This window comes from Wolbachia endosymbiont (group B) of Xanthorhoe designata, from assembly GCF_964028585.1.
Taxonomy (GTDB): domain Bacteria; phylum Pseudomonadota; class Alphaproteobacteria; order Rickettsiales; family Anaplasmataceae; genus Wolbachia.
The window spans coordinates 903,128-926,954 of sequence record NZ_OZ034794.1 but is presented as its reverse complement, the minus strand read 5'-3'; the positions used below and the strand labels follow the sequence as shown (position 1 = coordinate 926,954).

Below are 23,827 nucleotides of genomic sequence, written 5' to 3'. Positions count from 1 at the left end.
GGAAGATAAACTATTTGGAGGAATAAATATGACAAATTTGCCTAAAGTCACTATACGTGATTTAGCTGAATCTGGTGTGCATTTTGGCCATAAAGTTAGTCGCTGGAATGCGAAAATGGCCCCATATATATATGGTGTACATCAACAGAATCGTATACACATAATAGACTTACGGAAAACATTACCATTGTTAGAGGCGGCGATGAAAGCTTTATACGATGTTGCATCTCAAGATGGTCGCATTTTATTTGTTGGTACGAAATTTCAAGCTTTAGATATTGTTGCAAGTGAAGCAGTTCGTTGTGGTCAGTATTATGTAAATGATCGATGGCTTGGTGGTATGCTTACTAATTGGAACACTGTTTCTTCTTCGATAAAAACTTTGATACAATATGAGAAAATATTGAATGATGAAGATAGTATCTTAACAAAAAAAGAATTAGGAAACATTGAAAAGAAAAGAAAAAAGCTTGATAAAGAATTGGGTGGAATTAGAGAAATGGGAGCAGTTCCTGATATTTTATTTATTATTGATACTAACAAAGAGCATATAGCGGTTAAAGAGGCTAAAAAACTGGGTATTCCTGTAATTGGAGTACTTGATACCAATTCTGACCCAGATGGTATTGCCTATCCTATACCAGGAAATGATGATTCAAGAAAATCAATAGAGCTCTATTGTAAATTAGTTGCTGATTCTATATTAGCTGGAATAGAGTCTAGTTTGACAAGGTCTAGAGTTAAGGATGATGAGCTTATTCAAGAAAAAGAAGAGGATATTGTGCAAACTAAAAAGAAGCGTATTAAGGTTGAAATAGAAAGGGAGGTAATAGTAAGTAAATGAAGATGGATTCAAGTAGTATAAGGGAATTACGCGATAGAACAGGGCTTGGCTTAAGCGATTGTAAGAAAGCGTTAGAAGAGTGTGATGGTGATATTAAGAAAGCCGTTGATAGGTTACGTACAATAGGATTTGCTAAAGCTGACAAAAAGTCTGATAGAGTAGCTTCGGATGGGCTTATTGCTATGTGCTTGGCTAAAAATTATGGTGTATTGGTTAAAGTCAATTGTGAAACTGATTTTGTTGCTAGAAATGAGAAGTTCATAACATTAGTTTCAAATTTAGCATCAATTGCTTGTCAAGAACGTTGTACTAGTCTTGATGAGTTAAAAAATGCTAAATACGAAGATGTTGGTACAGTGCAGAAAGCTATTATGAGTGGTACATCGGTTCTTGGTGAGAAGTTAGAGTTAAGCAATCTTTGCTACCTAGAGATTAAGGATGGGATTATTGCTGGCTATGTACATGGTGATATGCCTGGCTTAGGTAAGATTGGTGCTTTAGTAGCATTGCAATCATCTGATGATACACAAGAGATTGGAAAGCAAATAGCTATGCATGTAGTTGCTATGAAACCTGAAGCTTTATCTATAGATGATTTAGATCAAGAAAAATTAAACAATGAGCGTTCTATAATTGAGGAGCAAGTAAAGAGCTTAAATAAACCTGAAGAGGTAGCGAAAAAAATAGTAGATGGACGAATGGCTAAATACTATGAAGAAGTTGTTCTGCTAGAGCAGAAGTTTATAAAGGATGATAAAATGAAGATTGCTGATTTTATAGAATCAAGTGCTGTTAAATTAGCTAATTATAAGTTACTTACTTTGGATGGTGCAAATAAGTAACAAAACTTCAGAAGTAAAATACCCCAGAGTGTTATTTAAAATCTCTGGGGAGGCTTTGATGGGATCAAAGCTATTTGGCCATGATATGGAAGTTATAGATAAACTATCCAAAGACATAGTTGAAGTTTGTAATCTCGGAGTTCAAGTTTGTATTGTTGTTGGTGGTGGGAATATTTTTCGTGGTGCATCAGCATCTTTAAGTGGCTGTGAGAGAGCAAGCAGTGATTATATTGGAATGCTTGGTACTGTCATTAATGCTTTAATTTTGCAAAATTTTTTAGAAAAAAGCTCTATAGTCTCTAGGGTGTTGTCTGCTATACCTATGACTACTATATGTGAGCCTTATATAAGAAGGAAGGCTATTCATCATTTAGAAGAGGGCAGGGTGATAATTTTTGCAGCAGGAACGGGTAATCCATTTTTTACTACGGATACAGCTGCAGCTTTACGCGCTGTTGAAATGAATTGTAATGTTATTTTAAAAGGTACGCAAGTAAGTGGCGTGTATTCTGCTGATCCAAAAAAAAATGAGAATGCTGTAATGTACGATAGGCTTTCTTACACAGATTTGTTAACTCGTGATTTGAAGGTTATGGATGCGTCAGCAATTTCACTTGCTCGTGAAAATTCTATTCCAATAGTAGTTTTTTCTTTGAAAAGTGAAAAAATGGTCAATATTATTAAAGGTCAAGGTACTTATACTATAGTCTCAGATTATAAACATTAGGTAATTTATGTTAAACGAAATAAAAGCTAAAACAAAAGAAAGAATGCTAAAAACTATTCAGTCTTTTCATGATGATATGAAAGGTGTACGTACTGGTAGAGCTAACTCATCATTACTTAATGGTATAGTTGTAAATATCTATGGTGGACATCAAAAACTGAACCAAGTTGCAGGCGTTTCAGCTATAGATAACAAAACTCTATCAGTTAAAGTTTGGGATGCTACTGTTATCGGTGAAGTAAAAAATGCGATAATCAATGCTAACCTGAATTTAAATCCTGTTGTTGAAGGAAATACTATACGTATAGTTCTGCCAGACTTAACACAAGAAACTCGTGAAAAATTAGTGAAATTATTGCATCAATTTTCTGAAAATGCACGAGTTGCAATTAGAAATATACGCAGAGATGTTATGGAAGAAATAGAGGAAATGAAGAAAAATAAGGAAATCTCAGAAGATGATTTTCATGTTGCCAAAAAGGAAATACAAAACATTACTGATGATAATGTAAAAAAAGTCGATGATGACTTATCTATTAAAGAAAAGGATATATTGCATCATTAAGTTAATATGAAAGAATTTTTCAGTATTGAAAAACATAAGAGGATTCGATATAGATACAGTTGTATGAATGCTGTGATTCAGATCTCATCATTACGCACACATTTGATCGTTATACCTTTTGAAATCTAGAAAAAAAGCTTTTCAGTTTGATTTTTTATTACGATAATTAAGTTTACACTCTTGAGCGAAAACGATGCTGAAACGCCTTTTCCTTATTTTTGCATTTGTATTACTCATCCCATTGTCAAATGTTGATGCTAGAAGATATATCAGAATTGTTGGATCTTCAACTGTTTTTCCTTTTATCTCATTTATATCTGAAGAATTCAGCCGTATATTTTCCTTTAAAACTCCAGTTGTAGAATCGATAGGAAGTGGATCAGGGTTCAAAATGTTTTGTTCAGGAATAGGGGAGGGCACACCAGATATCACTACTTCATCTCGCCCTATGAAGGAAGTAGAGAGAGAATTATGTAAAAGAAATAAAGTGAATGAAGTAATAGAGATCATAATTGGCTATGATGGAATTGTTATTGCAAATTCAAATCAAAGCCATAGATTTGATTTTACAAAAAATGACCTGTTTGAAACTTTATCTTCATATTCTGAAGACAATGATAGATTAGTAAAGAATAACAAGAAATTTTGGTCTGATGTAAATCAAGCTCTACCAAAAACAGAAATTAAAATCTATGGTCCACATCAAAATACAGGTACACATGAAACTTTGATTAATTTTATTATGCTTGATCAATATTCATGCATGAACTCAAGGATTTTCAAAGAGAATTATCAAGACCAAGAAAAAAGAAAGAAAGCATGTAGTAATATCAGAGATGATGGAAGATATATAGAAGTTGGAATTAATGAAAACATAATAATACAAAAATTGAAGAGCAATAAAAATGCTTTAGGAATATTTAGCTTCAGCTTTTTAGCGAAAAACCAAGATGAGATTCAAGGAAGCACAATCGCAGGAATTGAGCCAACTTATAAAAATATATCATCGGGGGAGTATATGTTAGCAAGGCCTTTATATCTTTATATAAAGAAAGAACACTTAGATACTGTTGATGGATTAAGGGAATTCATTAGAGAAGTTGTAGACTCTATTAGTACTGAAGGTGGATATTTATCTAGGCTTGGCTTAATTCCACTTTCAAGCGAAAATATGAAAAAAGTCTTGGAAAAGGTTCGTGATATAATATGATGACTTTGATATTTTTTTATTCTGGATACTAGGTTAACAATAGAACGTTTAAATTTCTTGTTTTTATTGTTATCATGCTTAGATTTCCTAAGAACTTATTTACTATAAAATACAACAAGTTCTATTTATTTGAGAAAGTTGTGCGTCTTGTAGAACAGATTTTGTTGTAGGTTTCTCTGTAGCTATTTCAAGGTTTTCTTCTATGCTTTTTTGTTCTGTGTAATCCTTAACTTCTTGAATAAAATCTTCAAGCCACTTCTCACTATCTATCTTGGCATGTCGTTGTTGCTCACCTTTAAGAAGTTTTATTACAGCTGCATCTTGATTTTCAGGCACTCTTTGATATTTAAGCCACAAGTTACGAATATCAGGAGAAGCGTTTTTCAAATGAGCTTCAAAGGTTGCTTTTGTGTCTTTTGTACTTTCTTCTTGTTGATCTTGATGGAATTTAAACCAGAAATCGCGAATATCAGGAGAAGCTTTATCCCAAAGAAGTTTAGTAATTTCTTTTATATTTCTCAGATCTTCTTGTTTCAATCTTTCACCATCACCTATATATCGTTTATTAAGACCAACTTGCAGAGGATAAAGTAAAAGGGTAGTTTTGCTCTGTGAATGTATAGGTCTATTTAAAATCATTGCTAGATTTGTATCACAATCTTCTAATACTGCTTTAACTTTTTTAACATCCAGATAATCTATTGCTTGACGTAATTTGTAGTGAAGATCACTTATTCTCTTTAAATTTTCCACTTTTTGTATAGCTCTACCACAAATACCATTTTTCTGATTAGATTCTTCATAAGTTTGTTCTAGTGGCTTTTTCGGTGTACTTTCTATTGTAATCCTTAACTTCTGGAATAAATTTTTAACATCATAATCTGAACTCTTATTAGCTAATTTGATTGCACTATTACTAAGGAGAATACGAGTTTCTTGATCAGCTTTCTGCCAAAGTGCCTTAATGATATCTCCTTCTTTTTTTTGTGTAAAAATAGCAAAATCTAAGATGGTGTAATTGTAAGAAAATTTGCTTTTCAAGGCTTTTTGTACATCACTATTAGGATTGCTGTTGAGTATGTTCTGAACCTTTTTAAGATTGTTCTGCTGGACTGCATAATATAATAAATCTTGAATTTTTTTAACATTTGGATCATTACTCCCTTTTGCTTCTTTCATAACTATACCACTTGAAGTACTCTCAATTTTTTGCTTATATTGGTTAATTTCTTTTTGATTTTTTTGGAACGTAATAAACTTTAAAGTGGTGCAAGGGTTAGGTAAATCCTCTTTAAACTTTTCTTGTACATCGCTAGGCAATTTGCTTTCCAAAACTTTTTGTACATCACTATCGTAATTATTTTTTATACTCTCAAAGTTGCCCTTTATAGCTTCACTAATTAATGAATCTCGAATGGTTTTTTGTCTTTCAGTTAATAACATACCTTACCTCTTATGGCAAATTTAGCGCTATAATTATACGTATTTATAATCAAGTCAAGAGAAAAAATTAGCAAAGCGGTTGAAGTTTTAATAACATATAGCTTTCACAGTACTGTCTATGGAAAATCTGCAAGTTTTACGTTCAATTGCGTTTATTGTGGGAATTTTTCTATTGTTGTTTGGCGTAGCAATGCTTATTCCTGCTATTACTAATAATTATCTAGGTTACGAATGGAAAAATTTTCTGGTTGGATTTATAGTTACCTGCACATTTAGTGCGATTTTTATTCTACTGGGTAAACTAAATAGGGTACATGGAATGCCGGCAATTTTTGCGATTACCAGTTGTACCTGGATTGCATTATCTCTATTTGCAGCTATTCCATTTTATCTTGATAGTTTAAGCTACATTGATGCACTGTTTGAAGCAGTATCTGGGATTACAACCACAGGAGCAACTGTTCTAAGTTACATCGAGCAACAATCTCCGGGGATACTACTGTGGAGAGCAATGCTGCACGGTATAGGTGGTTTTGGAGTAATTACAGTAGGAATTGCAATTTTTCCCATATTTAAGGTTTTGAGCTTAAATAATTTACTCTATTCTGAGTACTCAGATGCTCTTAAAAGAAAGTTACCACATACGCGAAGCGTAGTAATACATATTGCAGAAATATATTACTGCCTAATTTTATTGTGCATATTTTCGTACTATCTAGCTGGCATGCCATTATTTGACGCAGTATGTCACGGAATGTCCGCTGTATCAACTGGTGGATTTGCTAACTATAACGATTCTATAGGCTACTACAATAACCCTATATTGGAGGTCATAACAATTATCTTTATGATTTTAGGCTCTTTACCTTTTCTGAGCTATTTACAAATTATAAGACGATTAGACGTTTGTTATGATGAACAGGTCTCTTACTTTATTAAGATAGTTGTTATCTCATCTTTGCTTGCTTGTTTTTGGTTATATAAAAATTTTGACTTAGGAGTATTTTTATCATTTAGGTACAGCACATTCACCATTACCTCCTTTATCACATCAACTGGCTATGTAATGTGCAACTACTTGAATTGGAGCTTTATTTCAGTCTTAGCTTTCTTTTTAGCCTTTATTGGTGGATGTGGTGGTTCTGCTAGTGGTGGAATCAAAATCTTCCGTTTAGTCATTTTTCTAAAATCTATAAGGAATTACTTTAGCTCTTTATTAAATCCAAGTGAAAGCGATAGAGTAAAACTCAATGGTAAAATACTGGAAAATGATGAAGTTCAATCCGTCTTTACGTTTTTTGCGATTTACATGTTAACATTCACTATATCATCAATAGTGATGTCTTACTTGAGCAATGCGGACTTTATAACTAGCATCAGCTCTGTTTCTGCAATGCTTACAAATTCTGGCCCAGGGTTTAGTAACCTAATAGGTCCTTCAGGTAATTATTCCTCCTTTAGTGGTGGAGTAAAGCTATTTCTATCGTTTTTGATGCTGCTTGGCAGGCTTGAAATATTGCCAATTTATTTTTGTATAGGTAGTTTATACTGGAAACTTTGCCATTCCAGAGTGTAACGCTAATTCAGGTTTACATTTAAATTCTATTACATATTATTATAAGTATTACAAAACTTTAAAGGACAATTATGGCAGTTATGCCAGATAAATGGATAAGGGAAAAGGCTGAAAACTCTAGAATGATAGAGCCTTTTGTGAATCATAAAAGCAGTAAGGGTGTTGTATCTTTCGGATTATCATCTTATGGCTATGATGCAAGAGTTAGTAATAAGTTTAAGATTTTTACTAATGTTAATTCAGCTATTGTAGACCCCAAGAATTTTTCTGAGAATAGTTTCATAGATAAGGAAACAGATGTATGTATAATCCCACCAAATAGTTTTGTACTTGCCAGCACGGTGGAATATTTTCGTATACCAAGGAATGTACTGGTAATTTGTGTTGGTAAATCAACTTATGCAAGATGTGGTATTATAGTAAACGTCACACCTTTAGAGCCTGGATGGGAAGGTCACGTCACACTTGAATTCTCTAACACTACTCCACTTCCTGCAAAAATCTACGCTAATGAAGGAGCATGTCAATTTGTGTTTTTGAGCGGCGAAAGTGAGTGTGAGAAGTCATATGATGATATGAAAGGAAAATATATGAATCAACATGGTATCACTTTGCCGTTAGTTAAGTGATTACTTTAGATAAAGCTAGATATTGATTCTTTGTATTGAAGATTAGCAAAATTTTCTTTTATTAGTTCATCACATTTTTTATCACCTAAAACTGCACGTGCAGAGTGATTTTTAAATGATTCTATAAAGCTAATAAAGAAATTTGTAGAAGGATTACTTAAAGCTTTTGCAACTTCTTTTTTTTCTTCATCATTGGCAAGCTGATTAAATAATTCTTCACCTTTTTTTGTAGCTCATTTTGAAATTCTTGTTTTACAGTAGCCTTATCCGCTCTTTGCAAGAAGGAAAACTCTTCAAAAGTGTACAAGGAAGAGACAATACTGTTAAAGGTACCAGTAAAACATGCACTGCCAACAAGTACTCCGTATTCTGTTTGCGATTCTACTAAATGTTTAACCAGTTGATATTTTCTCTGTGATATGCGGGCATTAATATCTATATTATTATCAGTACTTTTTTTATTTTTATCCTTACAAGCTTTCCAAACCAAACTTAAAACTTGCTTCAATCTTAATCCACTTCCACTATGTGAATCAGGGTCATTTTTTATACGCTTTAGGCACTCAAGTGCATGTTTTTTCTCATCTGCTGTGAGTTGATCTTTATCTAAAGCTTTTTGTGTGCCATTTGCTATGCATTCTAACTGATCAATAAATCCTTCTATTTCCTCTATAAACTTATCATCAACATCAGGCTCGCCATAGTTTTCTTTTAGCTTTTGAACGTTAATATTAATTGCATCATTTACATTAGTATCATGCGTTGTTTGTGGGATACGTGCTGCCTCCATAAATGCTTCAGTTCTTTGCTCTAACCATTCCGGTAATTTGCCTCCTGCAAGAACATATAGCTTACTCAATGCTTGAGCGACTAGAATTAATGCTAGAACAAGAACAATAGATGCTATGAGTAATACTACAGCTAAACCAATGACTAGCCACCTCACAGGGGCTAGTAAAATATCTCTTAATTTTGACGTTCTTTGTATGTTACCTGGTGTATTTACTACTACCGACATAATTAATTTTAAATAGTCTCATTATCGTCAATATATTATATTTCTCTTATTTTGTCAACTCACATTTCTACTTCTGTACTTTTTCATTCTTTCTTCTAATTACTATAGATGCATTTCTTTATTAATTGATATCCTTTCAAGCCGCTAAAACTGATTGCATTCGCCTAGTTACAAAAAATGTCTGTGCTAAAACATGCTCATATATAGCTCTTTTTCTAATAGTTCGAATAGCTGGATATTCTTTCTGGCTCAATTTTTTATAACAAACCAATGGTTTGATTAAAATCAGGAGAATATGGAGGCAGATACATAACTTCAGCACCGACACTTTTAACAAATTCACTTATTTTCTATGAAAAGTTGCATTATCCAAAATCACCCAGCAATAAAGCTTGAACTAGCTATTAAAAACGTCTGTATCGCAGTAGCCTTCAAAAATCATAGGCGCCATAATTTTTTCCTTATTCAAAGCTGCAATCATACTAATACGCTGACTTTTGTGTTATCAATTCCAGATTAGTCGATATATACAAGAATTTCAGTGTTTTTTGTTGCTATGAGTTTTTTAAGCTCAGCACGTTTTTTCTGCGTCCTTAAATAGTCCTAATTTTAATTTGTTTTAAGTTTAAAGTCTTTCGTTAGGTTTGCAGAATACATTTCCTTATTATCTTGGTTATAGAAAGTAAATTTGTGATCGTCTAAACCTAATATTGCAAAGCCAAAGCCGAAAAAGTTTCTAACTTCGTGTGCTAAGTAATTTCTACTATTTGGATAGTTAAATTCTACGTTTTGATAAACAGGTTCTTGATCTTGAGCGTGTAATAATGCACCGCCGTTTCCAACTATAATCTGATCTGGAACATTATCCATTAATAAAATCTGGGCTATATGAATGTGGCCAGAAACTATGGTAGTAACATTGCTTGGAAATTTATCTCCAAAAGCTTCAATTTGTGTAAGATTACCATGGCTTTTTAATGTCAAAAATTCTTTTTTTGGAGATCTCCAAAGTGGTTTATGAGTCAAAAACCACGTGGGCTTATCTTGTATCAATTTATCAAACTGCCTCTCAAAAGCATCAACTGTGCTTTGGGTTGTAAAAATTTCCTCACCGGATGAAGAGTCGAAGATAAAAAACTTCATCGGCCCAGTATCTAAGAACCAACTGGAAATAAGATCTTCACATTTTTGAGGGAAAAAGGGGTATGAATCTAAATATCTGAACCATCCTTCGTAAGCTCTATTACAACTCTCATGATTTCCACGAACAAAAAGAAAAGGAGATTGTGTTAAAATATCTTTTGCAGGCTCAAACCAATCAGCGTACCAAGCTTCTTTGCTATATCCATAAATATCGCCGCACTTTTTTGTGTTTCTACATTTTGCTTGTCTATAATGATAATCACCAACATGGATAATTAAATCTGGTTTATGAAAAGCGATTGAATCTAAATTTTTTTTCAAAGGCCAGCTATCTACAGAATTACATTCTTGCTGAAATAACATATTTATTCTACATCCTGTATCGCCAATGAAGGCAATTTTGCTGATCTTTTTCGCTAATACGGGAACTTTTATATTGTCAATACTAATGTTTTGAGCATTTGTTTCTACTATCAGTTCACAAACTGTTTCGGTATTGTTAATTGAGCTGCGACTTAGCATTTCTACTTCCTTATTATCGACGTAAGCAATGGGACACATGTTATTGTCTATAATCGCACGTATGCTTAATTTATTTTCTGGAATGATTTGAGACCATGTGTACAATATTTGTGCATGAGTGGAGTGAAAGCTAATTGTAAGAGATAGAATTAAAAAAATGAAGATATTAGCTACTTTCATTTGTATAAAGACCTAAATTAAGAATTAGTATTAAGATTATCTTAAATGATTAAAGTTTGTAACCATAAAATTCATAGTTAAATTATACAGGCATTTCCTAAATTATCCTAGTATCAGATTGACACTTTAGATGAAAAATCCTAAAATGATTAAGTAATTTAAAGTAATTATATAGAAACTAGAATAAAGTGCGGTCGTGGTGGAATTGGTAGACACGCAGCGTTGAGGTCGCTGTGGCTCACAAAGCCTTGGAAGTTCAAGTCTTCTCGACCGCACCAAGTTGTTTGGTGTAGGTGAAATGTTTATAGGAAATCAAAGTAGAAATAAAGTAGAAAGGGCCATCAGTGAAGTCAGGCGTGGTCTTCCAATTTTAATATATGATGATGAAAATAACTATCTATTGCTTGCTGCTGCTGAAACTTTAGAAAAAAATTTATTTAGTCAATATAAGCTTATATCAGGTAATGTGTATGTTACTGTGACTGCAAGTAAGGTAAAATACATATGTCAGAGTAAAGAACATAGTAGCAAACGTCTATTGATAAGCAATTTTGATGAACTGCTCCATTTAATAAATTGTTCAAAGGAAGATAGCATAAAAGAATTGCAATGCTCAAAGACAATAGATGCGTATGCTGTTGCCTTGCTTAAGTTCTCAGAGTTATTGCCATACGCATTAGTGGCTGATATGACGTTTGAGAATAAACATGAAATGCAAAATTGGTGTGAAGAAAATGACATTATTGCACTAAATACGTTACTTGTGAATGATTTTCAACGAAATCATAGTGTGTATGAAGTTTGCAAAACATCATTATTTTTAAAGCAGACTCAAGAAGTAGATATCATATCTTATAGAACTAAAAGTGGCGGAAGAGAACATTATGCAATTATCATTGGCAATCCAGATAAAGATAATGAGCCATTAGTGAGAATTCATTCTTCATGCTATACAGGAGACTTATTAGACAGCTTATCATGTGATTGCAGAAGCCAGTTACATCAAGCGATTCAAATAATGACCGACTTTGGGAATGGCATTATATTATACTTGATGCAAGATGGGAGAGGCATTGGTTTAACTAATAAGTTAAGAGCATACAGTATGCAAAGAAAATATAATCTTGATACTGTTGATGCAAATAGAGTATTGGGTTTTGAAGATGATGAAAGGAGCTTTGCTGTTGCAGCTAAAATACTTAAGAAATTGAACATTAACAAAATACAATTACTTACAAACAATGGTAGAAAGTTATCAGAGTTGAAAAATAACGGTATAGAAGTTACAAAGTGTATACCACTTATTATGGAACGCAATGAATATAATGATTCATATATGGAAACAAAATTTGGCAAGTTAGGCCATGGATTAAGGGTTTGTTAGCTTTTTTGTTATAACTACTTTGTTAGCTTGCTATGTTAATTAATATAAGTTAAGATTTTTAAGAATATTGAGATGCTGAAATTTTTAAAACAAGAAAAAAGTAATGAGTCATTGGATAAGGATATAAATTGGAATTCAAGTCGCTATAGCACAGTTGTTGCTCAGAGAAATACTTTACTTTTATTTACATTAATATTACTAGTTGCAATTTCTATAAGCATATTAGCTATATTTAAAATTAGCACAAGTAGCACTATTGAGCCATTCGTTATAGAAATTGACAAAAAGTCAGGAATAGTGCAATTGGTTGATCCTGTTACAGTAAAACAATATTCTGCAAATGAAACGCTGAACGATTATTTTATTTCAGAGTATATAAAAGCAAGGGAGGTTTTTGACCCATATAATTATAATTATAATTATTATACAAAAGTAAGGTTATTTTCTTCTCCTAGTGTATATAGTGAATTTAGCAATTATATAAAATCGCAGAATATGAATGACCTTTTTAATTTATATTCAGATGCTAAAGGTGAGTTGAAAATTCGTTCAATTCAAAAATTAGGTAACGATGCTCTTCAAGTGAGATTTTCTATAGAATTTACACGAAAAGATGGAAATTCCTCAAGGAAAAATAAGATAGTTGTGATGTCGTATAAATATGCATCGCTTGAAATGAATGATCAGCAAAGATATATTAACCCGTTAGGGTTTCAAGTTATTTCATATAGAGTAGATGATGAATATGTGTAGGATATTGTTAGTTTTAGCTTTACTAATAAGTGGCAACTTAAATGCATCTATTAATAATAAACCTATTTCTGTAGATAGTAGAATAAAGACTTTTGTATATAGCCCTAATGAGGTGTTTACAGTAATTTTTAGTCAAGGTTACTATTCTTATATTGAGTTTGCAGAAGGGGAAAAAGTCAAAAATATTGCTGTTGGTGATGCATCAAGTTGGAAAATTAATCCTTATGATAATAAACTGCTTGTCATGCCATTTGAAGTCAGTAGTCGCACTAACATGATTATTACGACAACTAAAAAGAGAAATTACATTTTTGATCTAATTTCAAGACCAAATTACGATAAATACCCAGATGCTGATGCTAAAAAAGTGGATCATGATTATTCCGTTGAAAAGGATATATCTTACGTAATACGTTTTTATTATCCTCAAGAAGAAGATGAATTTGATGTTGATTTAGATGAGGTTTCTTTACCTACTCAAATGCAATACATTACAGAAAAGCCAGAAAAAGTAATACAAGAAAATAATACGAGGTACAACTATACATATATTGATGAAGGTGGTAACGTAGATATAGTTCCAATTGAGTTATTCGATGATGGTTATTTAACCTATTTAAAGTTTAGAAATAGTAATAAAATTCCTCAGGTTTTTATAGAAGAGAATGATAAACCCTGTAAAAGGCTGTTATTTGATGATTATGTTGTAATAAAAGGAGTACATAAAAAGCTATTAATGCGTTATGAAGGTAGTGAAGTTGAAGTTATAAATAGGTCACTTTAGTTGTGGTACATATAATATGAGTAAAGAAAGGCATAATAGTGTAGAAGATGAATCAGAGATAGAAAGCAAGGTAGTAACAGTTGGCTCTAATCAAGGTTATAAGGCATTGATGATAGTTATGGTAGCGCTCTTAGTTGGTGGAGTGTACTATCTTTATTTTAGTCCTTCTAATAAAGAGGGTCCAGAGATTGTTAAAAAAGAGGAAACAAAGCAAAACATTCAAGAATTGAAAGGAAAGTTAGAACAAGTTCCAGATAATGCAATAGTTTCCGAAAGAATAGTAACTGATCTCTTGCCACCCTTACCTCCTCTTCCTATTCCACAAGTCATACCAGAAGTAAAACAAATCAAAAAAGAGGAAGTGACAAAAAAAGAAGAGCAACTAAAAGAAACTCCCTTGTCAAATATACCTGTTCTACCAAAGCAAAATTTTCCTTCTGGTAATGTTATTAGCAATTTGCCTACTTCATTTCCTACAATAGGAAGCGGAGGTTATCCCAAAGAAAGGCGTAGTGCACAAATGTTAGCAATTTCAGGTAGTAGCGGGAAAGATAAAGCTGCAGATGCTGTTTTATCCAATACCTCAGCACAGTCGAGCAAAGCTACCAAAGCTGGAAAGCTTGGTTTAATGATTATTCAAGGTAAAGTTATTGACGCTATTCTTGAAACTGCAATAAGTTCTGACTTACAAGGAATGCTCCGTGCTATTGTTAGTAGAGACGTTTATGCAGAAACTGGTGATACAATTTTAATACCAAAAGGCTCAAGGTTAATAGGTGATTATTCATTCGACTCAAATGTTGTAAAAGCCCGAGTGAACATAAATTGGAATAGGATCACTCTTCCTCATGGCATAGATGTTGCTATTTCATCATCTGGTACCGATGAGCTTGGAAGGGCAGGGATAGCTGGAATAGTTGATAATAAAATAGTAAGTGCATTATTCTCTTCAGTGGCACTTGCTGGTGTTTCGATTGGTTCAGCTGTTGTAGGACAAAAAGCCTCTAATTTTATCGATGCGCTAACTGCCATGGATGCAGTGAAGTCTATTACTGCAACTGAAATAGATATTTTCTCTTTCAAAGAAGTGATTGTAAGTGGATTGGGGGAAGGTGATATTAAAACAGCAATTAAAGCCATTAAAAAAGAAGAATGGAAATTAGGTTCTAGAGCTATTAGTAGAATTCAAAATGCTTCTAGCGAGCAAAATTTATTTGAGATCATGAAAGAAGAGGTCGCGAAGGTTCTAAGCACAGCACTTGCAGGTCAAAAAGTTACTGAAGAGGATATCCCTATTACTTTAGAAGATGTGAAGGCATTATTAAAGCAAATTCAGAAAAATAGTAAGTCTGTTTATGAAAGCGCAATTGAAAAATCAATTAATGATTTTTCCAAAGACATGCGAGATATAGTTGATAGGAGTGTAGATAAAAAACCAACTATTTATGTTAATCAAGGAACTGCATTGAAAGTATTTGTTAACCAAGATATAGTATTTCCTCCACAGTCAATATTAAATAACTGAAATGAACTATGCTGCACTTGATACATACTTGGAGCCATTACAAGGGATATTTCAAGAGGAAGGTGTAAATGAAATATCAATAAATAAACCGAAGGAAGTATGGATTGAAAATCGCGGTGAAATAAGATGCGAAAAGTTAGAAATATTTGATCTTAATCATTTAAAATCTCTTGGCAGGTTGATTGCTCAAGCTACAGAACAAAAACTGAGCGAAGAGACACCGCTGCTTTCAGCTACATTACCAAATGGTTATCGTATACAGATAGTGTTTCCTCCAGCATGTGAGCCTGATAAAGTAGTCATTTCAATTCGTAAACCTTCTTCTATGCAATTGGCATTGGATGATTATGAAAAAATGGGGGCTTTTTCTGAAACTGTTATAGGAGTGACCGATAATCCAGTAGATCGTCACCTAGATTTGCTACTGAAACAAAAAAAAATAAAAGAGTTTTTAGAATATGCTGTAATAAATAAGAAAAATATCATAATTAGTGGTGGAACTTCCACTGGTAAAACCACTTTTACTAATGCTGCTTTGCGTGCTATTCCATTTGAAGAAAGAATTATTACTGTTGAAGATGCAAGAGAGATAGTTTTGAATGATCATCCCAATAAAGTCCATTTAATTGCCTCTAAAGGAGGGCAAGGCAGGGCAAAAGTGACCACTCAAGATTTGATAGAGGCATGTTTACGTTTAAGACCAGATAGGATAATAGTTGGTGAATTACGTGGAGCAGAAGCTTTTAGTTTTCTTAGAGCAATAAACACTGGCCACCCAGGGTCAATATCAACTCTTCATGCGGATAGTCCGGCAATGGCTCTTGAGCAAATAAAACTTATGGTTATGCAAGCAAATCTTGGCATTCCCCCGGATCAGATCATACCATACATTAGAAATGTAATTGATATTGTTATTCAACTAAAAAGAATTTGTGGGGGTAGAAGAATCATTTCTGAGGTATTATTTACTAGATCTTCAGATGGAAATGCTTAAGTTTATACGTAAATTAAGAAAAAGTAGTTTATGAGTAATGGAAATCACCTACGTAATGTTCTTATAGGAGGTGTGGTATCTTTTAGCATATTTGAATTTTGCTTCTATTTGTCTGGTATATTATTCTACCTGTTTGTTGACGGTCCAGATGGTGTAGATTTTAGAGCAATTAATCCTAGCTTGACACCTTTTCCTCAAGCTCTCTGGCCGACAATTTTTGATCATATACAATATTGTTGGCATCATCCAGAGCTATATAGCTTTGAGCTCAAAATTAAATTAGTTGTATCTTCTGTACTGCCTCAAATTGTTTTGATGATTATTTTGTGGAATGTGAGAGAAAGACTAATTGAGTGGCGGCCATTTAAAAAGAAAGAATCACTTCATGGAGATTCACAGTGGGCATCAGAGAAAGACATACGAAAAGCGGGATTAAGAAGCAAAAAAGGTCTATTGCTTGGTAAAGATAAGAGAGGATATTTTATTGCTGATGGGTTTCAGCATGCATTGCTCTTTGCACCTACAGGCTCTGGTAAAGGTGTTGGTTTTGTAATTCCTAATTTGTTATTTTGGAATGATTCGGTAATTGTGCATGATATAAAATTAGAAAACTATGAAATAACAAGTGGTTGGCGAGAGCGACAAGGACAAAAAGTATATGTATGGAACCCAGCGCAGCCAGATGGGGTAAGCCATTGTTATAATCCACTGGAATGGATTAGTGAAAAACCTGGACAGATGGTTGACGATGTGCAAAAAATAGCTAACCTCATCATGCCTGAACAAGATTTTTGGCAAAACGAAGCAAGAAGCTTATTTGTTGGGGTGGTACTATATTTACTTGCTGCACCAGAGAAAGTTAAATCTTTTGGTGAGGTTGTGCGTACGATGCGTAGCGATGACGTAGTTTACAATCTTGCTGTAGTTTTGGACACAATGGGTAAAATAATACATCCGGTAGCGTATATGAACATTGCAGCTTTTTTGCAAAAGGCTGACAAAGAAAGATCAGGTGTTGTGTCAACTATGAACTCGTCGCTTGAATTGTGGGCAAACCCATTGATCGATACTGCAACTGCATCAAGTGATTTTAATATTTTGGATTTTAAAAGGAAGAAAACTACAGTTTATGTTGGTTTAACTCCTGATAACTTAACTAGGCTCAGGCCTTTAATGCAGGTTTTTTACCAACAGGCAACTGAGTTTTTATGTAGAAAATTGCCATCGGATGACGAGCCTTACGGCGTATTATTTTTAATGGATGAGTTTCCAACACTTGGAAAAATGGAGCAATTTCAAACGGGCATCGCATACTTTCGTGGCTATCGAGTAAGGTTATTTTTAATTGTTCAAGATACTGAACAGCTTAAAGGAATATATGAAGAAGCAGGAATGAACTCCTTTTTATCAAACTCAACCTATAGAATAACTTTTGCAGCCAATAATATTGAAACGGCTAATTTGATATCTCAGCTTATAGGAAACAAAACTGTACAACAAGAATCATTAAACAAACCTAAATTTTTAGACTTGAATCCTGCATCAAGATCATTGCATATCTCTGAAATACAGAGAGCATTGCTCTTACCTCAAGAAATTATTATGCTGCCACGTGATGATCAGATAATTTTGATAGAATCGACTTATCCAATTAAGTCAAAGAAAATTTTGTACTATAGTGATAGCACATTCACAAGAAGGCTGATTAAACCAACATGTGTGCCTACACAAGAGCCATATGATCCAAACAAGGTCTTTTCTGCTGCTAACAAAGATAAGATTAGTAATGAAGAAAAGAGTAATGCTATTGAAGCTGCTGATTATCCTGTTGAAGCTAAAACTGAAGATGCAATATATGATGAGCCAGAGATTGAAGATGGATTTGAAGACGAGGATATTGATGATAAGTTTGAAGGTGGTGATGGTTTTGATGATGAGGAAGACGATGATGAAGACAGTAAGGATGAATTTGATGATGATGATAAATTTGAAGATGAGGACAAACTAGACGGCAATAAAATCGAGGATAGAGGTTAATTTTACCTATTTTTTAGCTTAGAAAATAATTAGTTTTTTCATATTAAATCATTTTTAATTAATTAGTACTAGATTAGCTATTTTAACTAGAGGAATAGTCATGATGAGTAAAAAAACATTAGCAGTTACAGCACTTGCTTTATTGTTGTCACAACAATCTTTTGCAAGTGAAACAGAAGGATTTTACTTTGGTGGTGGATATTATGGTCAATATTTGAACTTGGGTAAGTTGAAAGCAAAAATTGGAGGCAAAGATGCTACAGATGATCACCGTGTATCTATAAATGACATAGACGCTCAGAGAACAGAAGGTCAGTTAATAAGTAAGTATAAAGGAGATTATAACCCACCTTTTGCTGCAAATGTAACGTTTGGGTACACAGGAGAACTAGGCAATAATAGCTATAGAGCTGAATTGGAAGGGATGTACTCTTCTGTAAAAGTAGATAATGTTGGTTTATCAAGCAATCAAGTAACTGTTTCGTATCTAAAAGAGGATGCTAATAAAAAAACTTATATGTATAAAGCTGTAATTAATCATGACCAAGTAGAAAACGCATCTGTAATGGCAAATGTTTATCATTATTGGAAAAGTGATAGTTTCTCTTTTTCTCCTTACGTTGGTATTGGAGTTGGTGGAACAAGAATGACAATGTTTGAAAAATCGTCAATAAGACCTGCAGGTCAATTGAAAGCTGGCTTTGATTATCGTATAAACGAAGATATAAATATGCACGTCGGATATAGAGGTTTTGGTGTTCTTGGTAGTAATGTTGATTTTGAAGCAGAGGTGTTAGGAGAAATGAAAGAAAAGCAACCGGCAAACCCAGATGGAAAAAAGATATTAGAATTGAAGAAAGATCAAAAACCATCGGAGCAGAATTTACACAAAGAAAGTATCAGTATAGGCAATCAAGTGTTTCACACACACGGTATAGAAGCTGGTCTTACTTTTCATTTTGCCAGCAAAGCTTAACTCTGATAGAGACATTTTCCTGGTAGCACGTCTGCGTCACACGACTGTAGCTTCTAACCAGGTGACAACTTTCTCGTTATCTGAATATTTTCTTTCTTGTAATTCAGGCTCTTTTTTCTCAATTCCAGCGTGTGGGGCTGGAACAACAATAAAGAACATATAAAGAATGGTTATGCAAGAAGTCTACTTTTTATTCTTAATTAACTCTAAAGCCTTCTTCAGATCTATACTTTCAATATCTGCATTCTTGCCCAAAGCAACGTTTGTTTTACCGCATTTTATATAGAATCCGTACCTACCGTTGCAGATAAAAACTTCTTTTCCCTTTTCATTAAAACCAAGAGATTTTAGCTCTTTGCGTGGGCTGCTCTCAATAATTTGTATAGCTTCGTTTAATTGTGTGTCTAATACCTCCTTAGAGCTTTTTTTAAGAGAAAAGTATCGGTCATCATAGAGAATATAGTACCCAAGTCGTCCAAGACCTATTTTTACTTCCTTTCCAGTTTCAGGGTGCTCTCCGATTATTTTCGGCAGGGAAAGTAATCGAGTGGCGGTATTTAGATCAATATCATTAACATTTATATCTTTTGGTACAGAAATCTTTTTTTTCTTTTCTGACTCACTATTAAACTCCAGATAAAGTCCAAAAGGACCTTTTTTGATCATTACCTCTTGGCCTGTCACATCATCTATACCCAAACTTTTTGGATATTCTGAATTGTCATTACTGCCCGTAATTTCTTTTGTATGATTGCATGCAGGATAGTTAGAACATCCAAGAAACACACCGGCTTTTCCAAAATTTAATTTCAATATACCACCAGAGCAATTAGGACATTTTTTACCTATTTCTTCCTTTCCTTCCTCTGAGCAAAACCAATTGACTACCAAATCATGAATACCACTAAAAATCTCATCATGTGTCATTTGCTTAACAGAATTTACATGATTAAAAAATGGCACCCAAAAATAGCCTAGTTCTTTTTTCCAATCTGCACGTCCATTTGAGATTGAATCAAGCCTTTCTTCCATTTGTGCTGTAAAGTCATACTCTACACAACGCTGAAAAAAAGTTTCCAAAAATATAGTCACGATCTTACCGCGGCTGCTTGGAATAAATCTTTTGTTATCCAATGAAACATATTCACGATCTTGTAATACCGAAATAATTGTTGCATAAGTTGATGGGCGACCTATACCGACTTCTTCCATTTTTTTTACTATACTCGCTTCACTATAACGAGGTGGCGGTTGAGTAAAGTGCTGTTTCGGATCAACAGAAATCAACTTGCACGCTTCCTCTTCCTTCATGGCAGGTAGCAGGCCTTCATTTTCGGCTTCTATGTTATCTTGATAGACTTTATAAAAACCATCAAAGAATATACTTGATCCACTTGCTCGCAGAATCACTTTCTGATCAATAGAACTAATTCCAACTACCACTTGATCAAGAATCGCCGATTCCATTTGACTTGCAATGGTTCTTTTCCAGATTAAATCGTACAATTTAAATTGCTCTGGCGTTAAGTAATCCTTAATACTACCCGGCGTTCTATTAATATCAGTTGGACGAATTGCCTCATGTGCTTCCTGGGCATTTTTGACCTTTTTTACATACTTACGAGGAGACTGCGGTAAATATTTATCACCATATAATGACTTAATTGATCCCCTGATTGAGTTTATAGCCTCATCTGCAATATGAAACCCATCTGTACGCATGTAAGTTATCAACCCTACGGTTTCACCACCAATATTGATACCTTCATATAAATTTTGCGCTACTCGCATAACATTTTTCACATTAAAATACAGTTTATTCACTGCATCTTGCTGAAGACTTGAGGTGATAAATGGAGGAAGCGGGTTTCTCTTAACTTGCTTGCGTTCTACTGTGCTTACAGCATACTGCCTTGACTCGATCTCCCTGACTAAGTTCTTTGCCTCTTCTTCATTCTTAATATCAAATTTTTCTAGCTTTTTATTGTCATAGTGGCTTAGCATAGCAAAAAAAGCCTCATCTTTGCTATTTTGCATTTCTGCCTTTATGTTCCAATACTCCTGTGTTATAAACTTACTGATTTCATTTTCTCGTTCGCATATAAGCTTTAATGCAACAGACTGCACTCGCCCTGCAGATTTGCTTCCCGACAATTTTGTCCACAGCAGCGGTGATAAGCTAAATCCAACTAGATAATCCAAAGCTCTGCGTGCTTGCTGTGCACGCACTAAGTCCATATTAATTTCACGTGGATTTTTTATAGCTTCTTGCACTGCTCTTTTTGTTATTTCGTTAAAGACTACTCTATGAATGTTGCTTTCATCATTGATTGCTTTTCTTTCCTTTAGTGCCTCTATCACATTCCAAGCTATTGCTTCTCCTTCTCTGTCTGGATCTGTTGCAAGGTATATATCTGATGTTTTACTAGCTTCCTTGACTAACTCTTTTACATACTTTTCTGCTTTTTCAATAATCTCATACTTCATGGCAAAGTCATTATCAGGATCAACAGAACCATTCTTCGCTGGTAGATCTCTGACGTGGCCAAAGGATGCGGCCACTTTGAATTCTTTACTCAAATATTTACCTATCGTCTTTGCCTTTGCTGGTGACTCAACTATCAATAATGCCATAATTATTAGTACTTAAAGGTAATATGTTGAAATATATAGAATAAAAAGTAAAAAAATATTTTAATGGTCTTTCCAATTTTTCTAAGTAATTGTTTTAATGTTAGCAAAAAAACTAATGAAAGAGCCTACTTTACAAATTTTCCCAACTCCCTTACCATAAGGATAACGCTATACTATTTATCTTCGTCTGTGCAGATTAAATGACAAAAGCATAACGCAGTTGTCGTCTTATTTTTAATTTTTTGCACTATGTGCATCTTATTTCTTTACAAAACTTCCAGTTTTTTAACCATATAAGCTGAAACGGGCTGTTTAAGACAGGCCAATTTTCAGGAGTCACAACTAGCTAATAGGGGGTTTCTTTTGTCTTTTTTCTACTTGGTAAATTTCTTGATATTTGTAGCTAAAGTAATTTAAGAGAGGTGTCATCCCAGTGCTCCGACACTGGGATCCATTTTTCCATCATCAGAAACGTTGATTACTTTTATACTCGTAAATTTAACTGGATCCCAGTGTCGGAGCACTGGGATGACAAGAAAAGGAGTACTGGAATGATAAGAAGGACATTCCACCATGTCATTCCAGCGCATGACCAGATTTTCTTATTTGATCCCAGACTGGCTGATTATGCAAGTTCCAATTTTAATAATATTTACATATAAGCCATACGCTTGAGTTGCAAAGTTCTAAAAAGCAGCCAAAATAAAAATAAGTAGACATTTATAAATTAAACTAAGTGTACAATCAACAAACAAGAGTATTGATTGCAACAATACTCTGTAGAATCGCAATATGGTATGACCATATGCTCTTTATTGATCTGGTTAATATAATTAGTAGAGAATTTTGTTATGCAAAAGATATCTACTACAGCATATTGCAACTGTTTGGAATTGCAGGACTGGGTGCAATGGTAAGACCACTTGGTGCATCTGTATTTGGTCACATTGGTGATAGGTATGGAAGGAGAATGGCGTTAACGATTGCTATCTTGCTAATATCGATTCCTTCTAGTCTCGTTGCGTTTATTCCAAGTTATAGCAAAATAGGGATAACCTCTACTATGTTGCTTCTTACAATCCATCTGATACAAGGGGTTGCACTTGGCGCTGAGCAAGGAGGTAGCTCTGTTTATCTCATAGAGCATTTACCTAATAAGAAAAAACTAGGAATGTTTTTTGGAATAATAAGTTTTGGTCGCTCCATTGGCATATTGCTCTCTGTGGTTGCAGTGATCATTTGTAAAAAAACCACTGATTTTAACGCTTGGGGTTGGAGGCTGCCGTTTATTTTTTCAGCCATTTTAGGATTAATAAGCGCATATAGTATATACACACTAGGAGAAACTCCAGTGTATGAAAAAAATCGAGAACAAAGAAATTCACCTAATTTACCAATAATAGAGCTTATAAAACGCTATAAGAGAGCCCTGATGCTTGCCATTTTAATATCTGTACCTGTTAATGTTGCTGTTGGATTTACCATATTTCTTAGAACAATTGCAAAAGAAATAGTGTCGGTTGAGACTTATGTCACAACGTATGTCAACGAAGTTGTACTCATTATAACCAGTATATTAATGCCGATATCTTCAATAGTGCTTGGAATTTTAGCTGATAAAACAGGAAGAGAACGTACTGCAATCTTATTTATAGTGATCACAACGGTAATATGTTGTCCTATGTTATCTATTGCATATTACTATAAAAGCTACCTCATAATTATGTTGAGTGTGATGGCTCTTTCTATAATCGAGAGGGGTATTAATCCTATAGGGATAGTTACTGCTGAGCTTTTTCCTACTAATGTTAGATTTAGTGGTGTTAGCTTATCACGCAACATCTCTTTTGCCTTGCATGGAGGATTTACTCCTATGATATGCACTTGGTTTACTATAATGTTTCCTAAAATAGACTTTGCTGCTGGGCTTTATGTAATTTTTTGCTTATTAGTCAGCTTAGTAGCAATATTGCAAATAAAACCACAAGATAAAAAGTGTGATTGGTAATTTTCTCTATTTAAATTTATTTCACTTATTTAG

Annotated in this window: 20 protein-coding genes, 1 tRNA gene and 1 pseudogene; 16 read left to right on the top strand and 6 right to left on the bottom strand. The window is 33.8% G+C overall.

Annotation, left to right across the window (positions count from 1 at the left end; all coding sequences use genetic code 11):
* The first annotated feature begins 28 nt into the window (after positions 1–28).
* The 5 genes from rpsB (at position 29) to ABWU64_RS04405 (ending at position 4,188) form a co-directional block, all read left to right on the top strand.
* Positions 29–844, top strand: a complete 816-nt coding sequence (rpsB, locus tag ABWU64_RS04425; protein ID WP_135352868.1) for a 30S ribosomal protein S2 — start codon at positions 29–31, stop codon at positions 842–844.
* The gene (gene tsf / locus ABWU64_RS04420) at positions 841–1,686 is read left to right on the top strand and encodes a translation elongation factor Ts (RefSeq protein WP_341815796.1); all 846 of its coding nucleotides are present in this window, start codon (positions 841–843) and stop codon (positions 1,684–1,686) included. The genes rpsB and tsf overlap by 4 nt, the downstream gene beginning before the upstream one ends.
* On the top strand, positions 1,670–2,413 hold the full coding sequence (gene pyrH, locus ABWU64_RS04415; RefSeq protein WP_015588403.1) for a UMP kinase: 744 nt from the start codon (positions 1,670–1,672) through the stop codon (positions 2,411–2,413). The genes tsf and pyrH overlap by 17 nt, the downstream gene beginning before the upstream one ends.
* 7 nt (positions 2,414–2,420) lie before the next feature.
* A complete protein-coding gene (gene frr, locus ABWU64_RS04410) occupies positions 2,421–2,978 on the top strand; it encodes a ribosome recycling factor (RefSeq protein ID WP_353279381.1) in 558 nt (185 codons plus the stop codon).
* A 193-nt stretch (positions 2,979–3,171) separates the two neighbouring features.
* Complete coding sequence (locus tag ABWU64_RS04405; RefSeq protein ID WP_135352867.1) at positions 3,172–4,188, top strand: substrate-binding domain-containing protein; 1,017 nt, start codon at positions 3,172–3,174, stop codon at positions 4,186–4,188.
* Positions 4,189–4,290: 102 nt separating this feature from the next.
* On the opposite strand, the gene ABWU64_RS04400 is transcribed toward ABWU64_RS04405, so the two are convergent.
* On the bottom strand, positions 4,291–5,631 hold the full coding sequence (locus ABWU64_RS04400; RefSeq protein WP_353279379.1) for a hypothetical protein: 1,341 nt from the start codon (positions 5,629–5,631) through the stop codon (positions 4,291–4,293).
* Positions 5,632–5,749: 118 nt separating this feature from the next.
* On the opposite strand from ABWU64_RS04400, the gene ABWU64_RS04395 reads away from it, so the two are divergent.
* A complete protein-coding gene (locus ABWU64_RS04395) occupies positions 5,750–7,207 on the top strand; it encodes a TrkH family potassium uptake protein (protein WP_353279377.1) in 1,458 nt (485 codons plus the stop codon).
* Between the two features lie 71 nt (positions 7,208–7,278).
* Positions 7,279–7,836 (top strand): dCTP deaminase, encoded by a 558-nt coding sequence (dcd, locus tag ABWU64_RS04390; protein ID WP_006012513.1) that lies wholly within the window; start codon positions 7,279–7,281, stop codon positions 7,834–7,836.
* 157 nt (positions 7,837–7,993) lie between these two features.
* Here the strand turns inward: dcd and ABWU64_RS04385 are convergent, their stop codons facing one another.
* The 3 genes and pseudogenes from ABWU64_RS04385 to ABWU64_RS04375 form a co-directional block, all read right to left on the bottom strand.
* Positions 7,994–8,854 carry a hypothetical protein gene (locus ABWU64_RS04385; protein ID WP_353279376.1) on the bottom strand — a complete coding sequence of 287 codons (861 nt, stop codon included), beginning with the start codon at positions 8,852–8,854 and terminating at the stop codon, positions 7,994–7,996.
* Positions 8,855–9,106: 252 nt separating this feature from the next.
* A pseudogene (locus ABWU64_RS04380) lies at positions 9,107–9,448 on the bottom strand (transposase); the annotation flags it as partial.
* Positions 9,449–9,463: 15 nt separating this feature from the next.
* Entirely contained in the window at positions 9,464–10,699 is a 1,236-nt protein-coding gene (locus tag ABWU64_RS04375; protein WP_341815800.1) for a metallophosphoesterase family protein, read from the bottom strand.
* A gap of 190 nt (positions 10,700–10,889) precedes the next feature.
* Between ABWU64_RS04375 and ABWU64_RS04370 the strand changes: the two genes are divergently transcribed.
* From ABWU64_RS04370 to ABWU64_RS04335, 8 genes are all read left to right on the top strand, one after another.
* A tRNA-Leu gene (locus ABWU64_RS04370) sits at positions 10,890–10,977 on the top strand.
* Between the two features lie 20 nt (positions 10,978–10,997).
* A complete protein-coding gene (locus ABWU64_RS04365) occupies positions 10,998–12,083 on the top strand; it encodes a GTP cyclohydrolase II (RefSeq protein WP_341815801.1) in 1,086 nt (361 codons plus the stop codon).
* A gap of 72 nt (positions 12,084–12,155) precedes the next feature.
* Positions 12,156–12,836 carry a virB8 family protein gene (locus tag ABWU64_RS04360; RefSeq protein WP_007302609.1) on the top strand — a complete coding sequence of 227 codons (681 nt, stop codon included), beginning with the start codon at positions 12,156–12,158 and terminating at the stop codon, positions 12,834–12,836.
* Positions 12,823–13,620 (top strand): P-type conjugative transfer protein VirB9, encoded by a 798-nt coding sequence (gene virB9, locus ABWU64_RS04355; protein ID WP_015588551.1) that lies wholly within the window; start codon positions 12,823–12,825, stop codon positions 13,618–13,620. The genes ABWU64_RS04360 and virB9 overlap by 14 nt, the downstream gene beginning before the upstream one ends.
* A gap of 16 nt (positions 13,621–13,636) precedes the next feature.
* Positions 13,637–15,145 (top strand): TrbI/VirB10 family protein, encoded by a 1,509-nt coding sequence (locus ABWU64_RS04350; protein WP_341815802.1) that lies wholly within the window; start codon positions 13,637–13,639, stop codon positions 15,143–15,145.
* 1 nt (position 15,146) lies between these two features.
* Positions 15,147–16,139: a P-type DNA transfer ATPase VirB11 gene (gene virB11 / locus ABWU64_RS04345; protein ID WP_341815803.1), complete on the top strand. Its 993-nt coding sequence runs from the start codon at positions 15,147–15,149 to the stop codon at positions 16,137–16,139.
* A 30-nt stretch (positions 16,140–16,169) separates the two neighbouring features.
* Positions 16,170–18,176 carry a type IV secretory system conjugative DNA transfer family protein gene (locus ABWU64_RS04340; RefSeq protein WP_353279374.1) on the top strand — a complete coding sequence of 669 codons (2,007 nt, stop codon included), beginning with the start codon at positions 16,170–16,172 and terminating at the stop codon, positions 18,174–18,176.
* Between the two features lie 100 nt (positions 18,177–18,276).
* Entirely contained in the window at positions 18,277–19,152 is an 876-nt protein-coding gene (locus ABWU64_RS04335) for a P44/Msp2 family outer membrane protein (protein ID WP_341815805.1), read from the top strand.
* Between the two features lie 183 nt (positions 19,153–19,335).
* Here ABWU64_RS04335 and topA read toward each other — a convergent pair whose 3' ends face one another.
* Both topA and ABWU64_RS04325 read right to left on the bottom strand, forming a co-directional pair.
* Positions 19,336–21,786 (bottom strand): type I DNA topoisomerase, encoded by a 2,451-nt coding sequence (topA, locus tag ABWU64_RS04330; RefSeq protein WP_353279372.1) that lies wholly within the window; start codon positions 21,784–21,786, stop codon positions 19,336–19,338.
* 425 nt (positions 21,787–22,211) lie between these two features.
* Positions 22,212–22,376: a hypothetical protein gene (locus ABWU64_RS04325; RefSeq protein WP_158673912.1), complete on the bottom strand. Its 165-nt coding sequence runs from the start codon at positions 22,374–22,376 to the stop codon at positions 22,212–22,214.
* A gap of 146 nt (positions 22,377–22,522) precedes the next feature.
* On the opposite strand from ABWU64_RS04325, the gene ABWU64_RS04320 reads away from it, so the two are divergent.
* Positions 22,523–23,794, top strand: coding sequence for an MFS transporter (locus ABWU64_RS04320; RefSeq protein ID WP_341815807.1), 1,272 nt, complete (start codon positions 22,523–22,525; stop codon positions 23,792–23,794).
* Positions 23,795–23,827 lie beyond the last annotated feature (33 nt).